A 12,343-nucleotide genomic window follows, 5' to 3' on the forward strand; every position below is an offset into this window, starting at 1 on the left:
CCAAGTCCGCCAGCAAATCAAGCAGCTCGTCTCGGAGCTGTTGCAATGGTTGCGACAATCCGCCGGCCAACTGCGCAAGCGCCGTCTGCAACTGCCGGCGATCCGCCGCCTCGACCACTCCCAACACCGCTTCCGCTTGCACCAGATCGATGCGCCCGGCCAAAAACGCCCGCAGCGTGAATTCGCCGGGCTGAGCCAGCCTGGCCCCCGCAGCGCAGACGGTTTGCAGCACCAGCTGCAATAGCGGCGGCGAACCCAGCGTGTGAATTTCCGCCAGCGGCTGCCGCGTGTAGCTCCGCGCCGTGGGCCACAGAAAAATGTTGGCCGGAAGTTGCAGCAATCGAGCATCTGAAGGCAAATCGCTCGATGATGTGCACATGAAGCTGCCCGCAACCGCCGTGGGTTGCGTCAATCGCTTCCAATCCATCGCGCTGTCCAGTGCCTGGCAACACCGCGAAATAATCTCCACGGCCTGCGGCCCGCTCAGCCGTACAATTCCCCGGGCGGCCCCGCCAGGAGCCGTAGCCACAGCGGCGATGGTGTCGTCAAGCGTAAGCATGGCAACAAAGAGTAGAGCCAATCACGAAGCCGCAACTCGCGTTTGTCTTCCACCGCGCCGCCTTGGGCCGTTCTCTTCCGATTTGCCTGTTATCTGCCGCGCTGCTTTTTTCGATCGCGCCGAGCTGCCGCGCCATTGCCGGAAGCAGAAGTGCCCGCTCGGCTCCCCACGGTCGCTAGCGTGCCGTCAGGATTTTTTTTCGTTTTGGGCAACAGCTTTTTCTCGGCGATGCCCCAAATACTGGAAGAAATAATGTACAAGCACAGTCCGCTGGGCACCGTGTAATAGGCGTAGGCAATTAACAGCAGCATGTACTTCATCATTTTTTGCTGCGTCCTGGTTTGATCGTCAGTCGCTGGCGGCATAAACATTTGCTGTTGAATGATGAACAACGTGACCGTGAAAATCGGCAAAATGTTCAAGTACGGCCCCAGAGACAAAAAGCCCCGGTAAGCGGTTAGGAAAGTTGGAATCAGAGGCGTGTCTTTCCAGTACCACAGCATGTCGGGCGCGGCCAAATTGGAGCACCAATGAATCGCGCTGCCCAACAGCGGCGCCTGCCGCAAATCGATGTTGATCATCAACGATCGATACAAGCCAATGAAAATCGGCAATTGCACAAATGCCAACATGCAGCCCGCCATCGGATTGAAATTGTTCTTGCGGTACAACTCCTGCATGGCTCGCGTTTTTTCTTCTGCCTTTCCCTTATATTTTTCATTGATGCGGTCCAGTTCAGGCTTCAGCTCCTGCATTTTTTGCGCACTGGCCGCTTGCTTGCGCGTGAGCGGATACATGCAGCCGCGCACCAGCACCGTGAGCATGATGATCGCCAGCCCATAATTGCCAACTAGGCCATAGAAAAAATGCAAAATATGCGTCATCGGCCGGGCCACCGCTGCCCAAATTGGCCAGCCATAATAAACCAACTCGCCGAGATTATCCTGCGGTTCGCCCGACAGCGGATATTGCGCCAATAAATCCGGCTGCTTCGGGCCGGCAAATAGCGTGTAGGTGTGAACCAGCGGAGCGGCACCCGGCTTCAACGTCTCGCTCACGCTGACCAACCGGCAGGAAACGTCGCCCAAGGTTTTATAGTGCGGGTCCGTCGGTATTTTACCGACTAAAATAGGCTTGATCTGTGCCAGCCACGGCTCGCGATCTTTCAGCGGCGTCGGCAACAGTGCTGAAGCCACGTATTGTGCGTCAACTCCGGCATACACCAACAAGGCATCCGGGTCTTCCGACCGATACGGCGGATCGAGCTTGCCGGATTCCGTCAGCATGGGGCTAATCAGCGCCGGGTCTTTTCCCTGCAACAACAACGCCGTATCGCGCACGCCAATGCCGCCCCAACTGCGCGACGGCCGGCTGGTGTACCACCAGCCTTCGGTGGGCAAGCCGGTAGGGCCATCGAGTTGATACGACACCGTATGCGCCGCGCTGCCGATATTCCGCAATTCAATTTCCAGCGTCAGATGATACGCCGGCTGGTTCGGCTTGTCGCCGTTGTCTTTCGCAATTCGGTAGCGCTTGACGACTTCCAGTTCCAATTTGGGCAACGAGCGAGCGAATTCCACCGTATCGGCGTCGATTTGTTTTCCTTCCCAATTGGCCGATCGCAGCTTTACGCCCGGCAATTCCGCGTTCAGGCTTGCCAGCGCATCGGAAGCCGCGGGTTTATCGTTCATGTCCGTTTTATCATCCGCCAAAGTTTTTTTATCGATTTGATAAAACGTGAACAGAAACGAAAGCGGATCGTGCGCGCTGCCGGCCACAATATCTAGCGGCTGCGGAATCTGCATCTCTGCCGTGAACAGTTCCGGACGCACCACTTCTAGTGGCCGCGTGCCCAGCGTCACTGAAATGGTTTGCGGCTGCCCGCTGCGCAGAACCGCCAACTCAATTTGTTGCCCTGGCGAAGTCGTCTTCAATGCTTTTTCCAGGCCGTCGGCATCCGCAATCGGGTGCTTGTCGACCGCACTGATCACGTCGTCCGGCAATAGCCCGGCAATTGCGGCGGGTGTGCCGGGCGCCACCACATTCACTTTGGCGCCGTCGGGAGCATTTTCCGCCGCCAAATGTCCCAAATATCCACTGTGATTTTCCAGATCGCGATACTTCGCATCACTCAGCTCGATGCGTTCCACCGCCGCCCCCTGGTTGGTCAGCATGACCAGCAACCGGTACGGATTCTTATCGCTTGTGTCAGCCGAGCCCAGCGTAAAATGTTGCGTGGCGGGCTCCGGCGCTTCGGCCACATTGCCCCGAGCCTCCCCGGCAGCCGGAGCGACTTCGTCATTCGGCTTTTGCGCTTCCCCCTTCGCCTTCTCCGCTCCGTTGTTTTCCGCGGCTTTTTTTTCTGCCCCTCCCTTATTTTGTGCTTGCTGCACGGCGGGTTGCGGCGGCGCCGGGGGGTGAATGATCGACCAAAACCAAAAATTGGCTATCAGAATGGCGATCGAACCGATGATGAAGATGATGAAACGTCGGTTTTCCACGAAGAATTCCTTACCGCTATAATGCCGCGTGGTGCGTTTGCCAATACGGCTGCTAAAAATAAAAGGGTCTGAAAGTCGAAATGTCGAAACCCCAAGAGCCCGTGTTTACTTCATCAGACTCTTTGGCTTTTGACTTTTCGACCTTTCGACCCTTGGCCTGTGCTCACCGGCCCTCCAGTAGCCGATCACCCAGGAAATTATCCAGTTCCGGAATGTCGTGAATTTTTTGCCGCGTTTTGTCAGCCGGATATTCCACCCGCCGGTAGGTAATTTTGTCGTCTTCCTGAACCACGTAGCAGGCCCGCGGATCGCCGTCGCGCGGCTGACCAACCGAACCGACATTGATCATCGCCTTTTCCGCGCCCACCATGTATTGGAAATTAAGTTCCTCCGGACTCAAAAAATTCATGCTCTCCGTGAACACCCCCGGGACGTGCGTGTGTCCTTGAAAACAACACCGCTGCACCAGCGCAAAGCTCCGCTCCAATTTCTTGGGGCTGCAAATGGTGTCCTCGGGAAACACGTATTCGTTCAGTGGATTGCGCGGCGAACCGTGAACATACAAAAAACCATTGTCCTTGTGGGTCCGCGGAAGCTCGCCCAAAAACTCCCACCGTTTGGCGTTGTCGTCCGGGTTGCCGCGCGGATTTTCCAATTGCTCGCGGGTCCAAAAAATGGCTCGTTCCGCGCCGCTGTTAAACCCTTCGGGGTCGAACAAGGCCCCTTGATCGTGATTGCCCAATAGGCACATTTTGCAATTCATCACCAGGTCAATGCACTCGCGCGGATTGGGCCCGTAACCGATAATATCGCCCAGGCAAAAAATCTCCGTGATCCCCTGGGCGCGGATGTCAGCCAATACGGCCTCCAGGCCTTCGAGATTGCTGTGAATGTCGCTGATGAGGGCTCGCTTCACGCGCGCTGGACCTGACTATTACAAAAAGGAACCGACGGCGGTGTCCGCTTAGGACCCACCGAATTAGCGGCGATGCTAATTCATTCTATCTTGTCGCCGCCGACAAGGCTAAACTGGCAGTCTACGAACCGAGGCCAGCGCGGTCAAGCCGTTGCCCGATAGGCAGTTGCGTCGCACCTTACCGCCGGGGCCGATTTGGCCGAAGCCCACCGTTTTTCTTGGCGACCCACATTCTCATATTGCGCAAAATCGCACCGCTCCAATCCAACCGCCACCACCGACTCGACTCTCACCACTCACGCCGACGGATGCGTATTTTAGCTCTTGAAACCATCGATCTCACTGGCAGCTTGGCAGCCCTGGACGACGGCCGGCTCGTGTTCAGCACTGATCTGGACCCGCAGTTGCGCAGCGCCCAGTCACTGGCGCCCGCCGTCGAATTGCTCTTGCAGACCGTGGGTTGGAAATCCGCCGATGTGCAGTTAGTCGCCGTGGCGGTGGGGCCAGGCTCATTCACGGGTTTGCGCGTCGGCGTGACCACGGCCAAACTATTCGCGTATGCCGTGGGGACAGCAGTGCTGGGCGTCAATACTCTGGAAGTGATTGCCGCACAGGTGCCACCCGAAAATACCGATTTATGGGCCCTCATCGATGCCCAGCGAAACCAAGTTTTTGCCCAGCGATTTATTCGCCCGTCAAATGGCGCCTCGCCGAGCGCCTGGCAAGCGCACGACCAAACACTGCTTTTAGACAACACCGCCTGGCTGGCGCAATTATCACCCGGACAGGCCGTTAGCGGGCCAGGATTATCGAAGCTGGCTTCCCAATTACCCAACGATGTCGTGATTATCGATCGCCAGTTGTGGATGCCCAAAGCCGCCACCGTCGGTCTGCTCGCTTGGAGGCAATTTCAATCGGGCCGGCGCGACAATGTTTTCTCGCTGGCGCCGCAATACTTTCGCCCCAGCGCTGCCGAGGAAAAAAACGCGGCGGAAAAAAACAGCGCACCCTTGCCGGCCCCGGCGAACAACGGCCCAAAAAAATAGCCCGACTATCCCGGCCGGGCTATAAATCACTCTCGCTTGAATTTTCAACTTTCAGACAAGTGTCGCCGCTGTTAAGCAAACCGCGATTGGCAACTAAGCGAGGTCATGTTTCAGATCGCCGTATCGGAACTGGAAGCCGATAATCGTTTGGGTTGCAAAATGATTGCCGACGCCGGTAATGATTCCGCTGGTTCCATCGTCTTCAAATTCGCCGTCTCCGTTGCCGTTGCCGTCCGAGCAATTGATGACCGCCAGGGTATTGAACCGACCCCCGCCAAGATCAACGGAAAACGTATCGTTCAGCTCTCCCGATGCATTCGACGCCACGGAATTCAGCGCCACCACATCGCGCCCATTGCCGCCATCCAGCGAGAAATCCCCCTCGGAACTTACCTTGACCAACGTGGCCACATTCGTGCCGCTGCCTAAGTTGATGTTGATAACGTCACCCGTCGTGTGCACGTTCGACATGCTCAACACGTCGTTTCCATCGCCGAAGCCGCCGGAACCAGGATCATCCATGTTCACGGTGATCGGACCGCTCACGGTAGTGTTGGTGAACGTGACCCTGTCGCTCCCGCCTCCCATTTCAATGTCGACGGCGGTAATATCGTCTCCGCCAGTCGACCCGAAGGTGAACGAATAGCCGGTTTGGCCGGTGTCCAAGTTGCTGAGCTTCGTTCCGGCTCCCAGGACTTGAATGATGGGATTCCCGTCGACGTTCTTGCCAATTTGGTGGATGATTACCGCGTTGTTCTGGCTATCGCCGGCCACGGTCAATGTTCCCGGACTCGTTGTCAAGCTATCGACGGTTACCGTGCCATTCAGCACGGTCCGCTCTTCCAGTCGCTCGAATCCAAGTTGCATCTTCAACAGCTTCGCTGTTCTCATGGCTTATTCCTCGTAATTCCAAGAATAATGCCTTGCCTCAAGTTGCAAATTATCTAAGCATATTTTCCTCGTCAAGCGGTCCGATATGCGATGTCGAGATTATTGTAAAGAACTGCAAGCTGCAACAAAAAACAGCGCGCCCGCTTCCCAATTCCATCGCGGAAATTGAGAAGCTAGCACGCTGCTAATTCAAAACTCTTCGTTGTAAAACGGGCGGTGGCGTAATGGCCCTCACCCGTTGGCGCTCTTCTTAACCAATCACGAACCAATCACGTATTGAAAACCGTTGCCGGCGGTGACGCCTGGCGGAGGTGTTTGATTGGTGAAGTGGTTGTGGGCCCGCACAAAAACGCCGCCCGACCCACCGTCGTCATAAAACGCCGCGTAGTCCGCCGAGCTGTTGGTCACCGTCAAGGCGTCATGACTGCCCGGTCCCAAATCCGCAAAAATGCAGTCGGCCACGAGGGCGTTAATTGCCACGGCATCGGTTCCCGCGCCGGTGCAAATGTCGGCCGAACCAACCACGTTCACTTTCGCAATTGCCACGGCATCGTTTCCACAGCCCGTCCCAATCACTAAGCCGCCCGATTGAACATATGGTAGTTGGCCACAGCACAACTCCAGGTCGCACTGGTTGAAGCTGGAATTCGCGATCGACACGGCATCGTTCCCGTCGAGGCTGCTATAGTCCGTGGTGTAAATTGCAGCTTCCGCATCGGTGGTCACCTTGGCCAGCGCTACCGCGTCCGACCCGTTGCCGGTGTAAACCAGCAGCACGCCACTTTCCAGCACATAGAACTCGCAGCAGCAGCAGCACCAGCTGCCGCTGCTAGTGTCCGGCGTAACGTCGTTGGTAACAGATTGAATCTCGTGCTTGCTGCAGCAGCAACAGCACTCCAGGACTTGCGCCGCTTCCGAGCCCAGCACTTTGACATTTGCCAGCGACACCGCATCGTTGCCGTCGCCAACCGGAGTTGATGGCGTATCAGGCGTATCCTCGGTCGTTGCCCCCCAGCAGAAGCATGGGCAGCAAATATCGCCGGAAGTGTCGGTTTGCAGGAACCCGTAAACGGTGGTGTTGGCAATCGCCACGGCGTCGCTTCCCAGGCCCGTTTCAATGCACAAGCCGCTTTCCTCAAAATCCTTCCAGCACAAATCCGAAGGATCGGAAACCGGTGCATCGCCAAAGCAGGAATTGCTAATGACCACGGCGTCGGCGCCGCTGCAGGTATCGATTTCCGTCAAGCAATTGATCGTGACGCTCGTCATCGCAATGGCGTCCACGCCGCTGCCGCCGCTAATATAGGCGCCGCAGTCGATCTCCGGATCGAAGGCACATATCAGCACATCGAATTCGTCACTAAAGCCTTCCGACGGCGTGCCGCCGCCACCGTCACTGAGTTTTAGCACTTTGTCGCTCACCATCGTGAGTGCGTTGGTGCCATTGCCAAGCTGAACGGTCAGCGCCCCGTAAACCGTGGAGTTGGTAATTGCCACGGCATCCGCGCTGTCATAGGTATGAACGCCCAAATCGTAACCGAAGGTGCATTTGTTGATGGCCACGGCAGTCACTCCGGCTCCGCCGTCAATGCCGCAGGCGTATTCGGTTGTCACGCTGGACATCACCAGGGCATCGGTTCCGGCACCCAACAGAATTCCTAAGCTGATGCCGTCGGTGTCACCATTAACGGTCATATTCTTGACCGTGACGGAATCGTTGCCCCCCATCATATCGATGAAAATCCCATCCGTGATGTTGCTGACTGGCTGGGCGCCGATAATATTCGTTCCGGCGCCGGTAACCTTGAACGTATTCGCCGCGGTTTGGGTCACCGTAATCACATTCGCGCTGTTGTCGCCGATGATCAGCAATCGATTGCTGTCGCTCGGGTCGGGTCCCACCGTAACATTGCCCGCCAACATTTGGCGGTATTCCAATTGTTCAAAGCCCCAGCGGTTGCTCTTTAACTTGCGTTGCGACTTCATGGCCCATCTCCAATTGTCTAAGGTAAAATGCCTTGCCAGATTTCCTTGTCCGTAGTGTGCATAGCGGGCGACGGCACGAGTATATCGCCACACCTCGAAGATGATAAGGTGGTGAAGATAAAAAAAATTTACCGATTGGTCAGCATGGCCGGAGATATTGGCAATGGTGGGGTGTTCCAGCTAATGCCCTCTTCTTAAAAAGCCAATGGATCACATAGATTGCCCAGTTTCACAATTTGGAATTTTTGCTAGGCACCATCCAACGCGATAAAAATCTTTATCTCGCAATGGTTTACAGATACGGCGACGCCAGTCTTGCAATACCGTCCCGCAGACGTGCCGGCAGTTTGCGGGCATCAACATCGGCCAGCGTGATGGACCGCGCTGCTGACATCAGTTTTGCGACCAGGCCATCGATTTGCCCCGCCAGCTCACGGTCGTAGCATTCCACGTCAAATTCAAAGTTCAACCGCAGGCTGCGCGGGTCCCAATTACTGGAGCCCAATAATGTCCATATTCCGTCGACCACCATCAACTTGGTGTGATCGAACGGCGGCGGCGTCAGCCAGACTTTGCATCCGTGTTGCAATACCTGCCATAGCGTGGCCTGCATGGCCCACTGTACGGTGATCAGATTCCCCTTTTGCGGCAGCACAATGTTGACTTCCACGCCGCGCATGGCCGCGACATTCAGCGCCGACACAATCGCCTCGTCCGGCAGAAAATAGGGAGTCACAATCGACACTTTTCGTTGCGCCACGCCCACAGCGCCGATCAACGTTAGCCCAATAATCCCTTTGCTTTCGTCCGGTCCAAAGGCAATGCCCCGCGCCAGCGTTTCCCCGGCCGCTGCTTGCGGCGGATACCACAATTCCCCTTTCAGGACTTCGCCCGTGCTAAACACCCAGTCTTCGGAAAACACTTCCTGCAATTGCGTCACCACCGGTCCCTGCACGCGAAAATGGAGATCCTTCGTCGGCTGTTTCGGATGCTCCGAAAGCCAACATCCTTCGCGGATATTCATGCCTCCGGTGAATCCCAACGTGCCGTCCACCACCATGATCTTGCGGTGACTTCGCAAATTGAAATACGCGAAGTAACCCGGCACCAGCGAGCGCATAAATGTTTCCGTCCGAACCTTGGCTTCACGCAGCGCATGCACAATCGTCGGAAACGTGTACCGCGCGCCAATGTAGTCAATCAGCACGCGAATTTCCACGCCCCGTTGTTGGGCCTGGCTCAGCGCATGAGAAAATAATTTACCCACCCGGTCATTGTCAAAAATGTAACTGGCCAGCGAAATCGACCGCTGGGCGCCGTCGATGGCCTGCAACATCGCCGGATATGCTTCGTCTCCTCCCACCAGCGGTTCAATTTTATTGCCCACTAGCAGCGGTCGCTCGGTTGCATTTCCGACCAGTTCCACCAGCCGCTCAAAGTGCTCTCCTTTCCGTCCTAAAGTCTTTTCCACCAACTCCGGCGGCGCGGCGTGTTCCTTGGCCGCGGGCTCAGCGCCCGTTTCGCCGCTGCGACGCAATCTTGCCCGGCGGTGAATTCGGTTAATGCCGAACGTCCAATACAGCACCGCCCCCAACAGCGGCGTCAGCAAAATCAGCCCCACCCAGCCAATCGTGGCCCGCGTGTCGCGTTTGTACAGCACCGCATGCCCGGCGGCCAGCAGTTCCACAATCAATACCGCTGCCGTGGTAATGTGCGGCCAAAAATGCTGAAAAAAATGCTCCATGCTCATCCCCGGGCCAAAGCAACGTCGGTTCGCATTAGAAATGAATTAGAAAACTCGTCTCAGACAACCGATGTTTCCCCCCTTCGCGAACTTTGGTAATTTTTCATTTTGTCCATCATTGTCTACCATCGGAAAATGTAACGGAAACTGTTTTCTCCGCACACGCCGGATTCGTTGCCGCCGAAGTTGCTATAATGCATTGTGAACTTTCTCGGCCGCTGGTCCCCCCCTCGCTGCCGCCCCGCCTTCGCTTTCCAACTTTCGCCCGCTGTCACCACGTTGAGTCGCCTCTCGCAATCCTCACCCTCGAATTGGCTCCTCATTCGCCGCCTGCTCGGCTTGGGATGGCGACACCGAGCCGGTTGCCTCGTCGTGCTCGCTCAGCAGGTGCTGTTGGTGGTTCTCTCTTTGTCGCAATTGGGTCTCACCGGTTTGGGCATTGACTTCATCCGCAGCCGGGTCGATCCCTCAGCCGCCGTTACTCCCCGCTGGCCGCTGGGTTTGCAGCCGCCCCAAACTTGGCCGCCGCTGGCCGTGGTCGGCGCCATTGCCGCCGCCATTGCAGTCCTGGCGCTGGTGCATGCCGCGCTGCGATACTGTAGCGCCGTCACCCTTTCCAATTTGGTGCAGCGCATCGTCATTCGACTGCGCAGCCAGGTCTACGACAAGCTCCAGCGGCTCAGTTTTCGGTTTTTCGACGCCAATCAAAGCGGCTCGATCATTAACCGTGTGGCCGGCGATGTCCAAGCAGTCCGCCAATTTGTCGACGGCGTCATCCTCCAAGTGCTGACCGTTCTCCTCTCGCTGGCAGTCTATTTGGCTTACATGCTTTCGGTCAACGTCCCCTTGACCCTGGCTTGCCTGGCCACCACGCCGCTGTTGTGGTACGGCGCCATCTTGTTCTCGCGATCCGTTCGGCCCGAGTATATGAAGAACAGCGCCCTCGTCGATCAACTTATTCTCACGCTGTCCGAAAACGTGCAGGGCGTCCAAGTGGTGAAAGGCTTCGGCCGCCAGCAGGAGGAAATCGAAAAATTCACCGCCGCCAGCCGCGCCGTCATGGACCAAAAGAAGAAAATCTTTTGGCGGCTGAGCATGTTTCAGCCGGTGATGGGATTTCTCACGCAAATCAACATGATCGTGCTGCTGGGCTACGGCGGTTATCTCGTTGTGAAGGGCAACCTGCCGCTGGGCGCCGGCTTGTTCGTGTTTGCCAATTTGCTGCAGCAGTTCGCCAATCAAGTCAGCCAGGTCACGAACATTGCCAACAGCATCCAAGCCAGCCTGACCGGTGCTCAGCGTGTGTTCGAAGTGCTCGATGCACCCCTGGAAGTGCAAAACCCGCCCCACCCGGTCCCGTTCACGCGGGCCAAAGGGTACGTTCGTTTTGAACACGTCGATTTCGGCTACCGCGCCGATGCCCCCGTGCTCCGCAAAATCGATTTCGAAGCCCGGCCGGGCCAGTGCATTGCCGTCGTCGGCGCCACCGGTGTCGGCAAAAGCGCGCTGCTCAGCCTGATTCCGCGATTTTACGACGCCACCGCCGGCCGCGTCCTGATCGACGGCCTCGACGTCCGCGATTTAGATCTCGATCAACTCCGCCGCAACGTCGGCCTGGTGTTTCAGGAAAGTTTTTTGTTCAGCAACACCGTGGCCGCGAACATCGCCTTCGGACATCCCGAAGCCACGCCTCAGCAAATCCAGCGCGCCGCCAAAATTGCCGCCGCCGAAGAGTTCATCGTCCAATTGCCGCACGGTTACGACACTGTCATTGGCGAGTACGGTTCCAACCTCAGCGGCGGGCAGCGCCAACGGCTGGCGATCGCACGGGCGATCCTACTGGAGCCGCCTATTTTAATTCTCGACGACGCCTTGGCGGCCGTCGACCCAGAAACCGAGCACGAAATCATGCTCGCCATGGAACAGGCCATGCAGGGCCGCACCACTTTTGTCGTGGCCCATCGGCTTAGCACTCTGCGCCGAGCGGATTGGGTATTAGTTCTCGACGAAGGCCGCATTGTCCAATCCGGCACGCACGAACAATTGATGCAGCAGGACGGTCATTATTTAGAAGCCGCTTCGCTGCAAACCAACGAAGCCGACTGGGAACTCGCCGCCGCCACATCTTCCTCCGGAGATGAGAAAGCCGCATGAGAAATATGACCAATTCCCAAGCATCAATGACCAAAGGCTACGGACAAAGCACAGGGGACCACAAACCACATTGGTCATTGATGCTTGGTCATTAGGATTTTTTCCAGCTCACCCCTCACTTCCACACCACTCACTCCTATCGCATGTCCTACTCCCCCGCACGCACACTCACGCGGCTTGGCCATCATGACGAGCGTGAAGTCGATATGCGCCCGCTGGAGCTGGCCCTCATTCGCCGGCTGTTCAGTTACACCTGGCCCTATGCATCCAAGCGGAATTGGCTGCTGACCCTGGTCGTCATCCGGTCGATTCAACTCCCGGCGCTGACTTGGATTTTGTGGATTGTCATCAAGGGGCCCGTCACTGCCGGCAATGTGGCCGGTGTGCTGTGGGGCATGCTGGCTTTCACCCTTCTGGCCCTTACCACGCAATGGGTCATGCACTATCGCCAGCGGTTGGCCCTGGAATTGGGCGAGGCCGTCGTGTTCGATCTGCGCAATCACATCTTCGCTCATTTGCAAACCATGCCGATGGGCTTTTATCACC

At 56.9% G+C, this 12,343-nt stretch carries 9 protein-coding genes; 3 read left to right on the forward strand and 6 right to left on the reverse strand.

The genetic code is table 11. From position 1 onward, the window contains the following. The 3 genes from VMJ32_06385 to VMJ32_06395 all read right to left on the reverse strand — a co-directional run. Positions 1–559, reverse strand: a 559-nt coding sequence (locus VMJ32_06385) for a tRNA uridine-5-carboxymethylaminomethyl(34) synthesis GTPase MnmE (GenBank protein HTQ38634.1), incomplete at its 3' end; no start/stop codon positions are given. A gap of 89 nt (positions 560–648) precedes the next feature. Continuing rightward, positions 649–3,060 carry a membrane protein insertase YidC gene (gene yidC / locus VMJ32_06390; GenBank protein ID HTQ38635.1) on the reverse strand — a complete coding sequence of 804 codons (2,412 nt, stop codon included), beginning with the start codon at positions 3,058–3,060 and terminating at the stop codon, positions 649–651. A gap of 163 nt (positions 3,061–3,223) precedes the next feature. Next, positions 3,224–3,976 carry a metallophosphoesterase family protein gene (locus VMJ32_06395; GenBank protein ID HTQ38636.1) on the reverse strand — a complete coding sequence of 251 codons (753 nt, stop codon included), beginning with the start codon at positions 3,974–3,976 and terminating at the stop codon, positions 3,224–3,226. Between the two features lie 308 nt (positions 3,977–4,284). Here VMJ32_06395 and tsaB point away from each other — a divergent pair, with 308 nt between their 5' ends. Next, on the forward strand, positions 4,285–5,022 hold the full coding sequence (gene tsaB / locus VMJ32_06400; protein ID HTQ38637.1) for a tRNA (adenosine(37)-N6)-threonylcarbamoyltransferase complex dimerization subunit type 1 TsaB: 738 nt from the start codon (positions 4,285–4,287) through the stop codon (positions 5,020–5,022). Positions 5,023–5,115: 93 nt separating this feature from the next. Here the strand turns inward: tsaB and VMJ32_06405 are convergent, their stop codons facing one another. From VMJ32_06405 to VMJ32_06415, 3 genes are all read right to left on the reverse strand, one after another. Then, entirely contained in the window at positions 5,116–5,913 is a 798-nt protein-coding gene (locus tag VMJ32_06405) for a hypothetical protein (protein HTQ38638.1), read from the reverse strand. Positions 5,914–6,171: 258 nt separating this feature from the next. Continuing rightward, complete coding sequence (locus VMJ32_06410) at positions 6,172–7,899, reverse strand: hypothetical protein (GenBank protein ID HTQ38639.1); 1,728 nt, start codon at positions 7,897–7,899, stop codon at positions 6,172–6,174. Between the two features lie 292 nt (positions 7,900–8,191). Then, the gene (locus VMJ32_06415; protein HTQ38640.1) at positions 8,192–9,643 is read right to left on the reverse strand and encodes a phospholipase D-like domain-containing protein; all 1,452 of its coding nucleotides are present in this window, start codon (positions 9,641–9,643) and stop codon (positions 8,192–8,194) included. A 201-nt stretch (positions 9,644–9,844) separates the two neighbouring features. On the opposite strand from VMJ32_06415, the gene VMJ32_06420 reads away from it, so the two are divergent. Together VMJ32_06420 and VMJ32_06425 are read left to right on the forward strand one after the other, a co-directional pair. Continuing rightward, positions 9,845–11,797 (forward strand): ABC transporter ATP-binding protein, encoded by a 1,953-nt coding sequence (locus tag VMJ32_06420; protein ID HTQ38641.1) that lies wholly within the window; start codon positions 9,845–9,847, stop codon positions 11,795–11,797. Between the two features lie 143 nt (positions 11,798–11,940). After that, positions 11,941–12,343 (forward strand): ABC transporter ATP-binding protein (locus tag VMJ32_06425; protein ID HTQ38642.1); only part of this gene is annotated, 403 nt, incomplete at its 3' end.

The sequence above is a fragment of the Pirellulales bacterium genome, assembly GCA_035499655.1.
Classification (GTDB): Bacteria; Planctomycetota; Planctomycetia; order Pirellulales; family JADZDJ01; genus DATJYL01.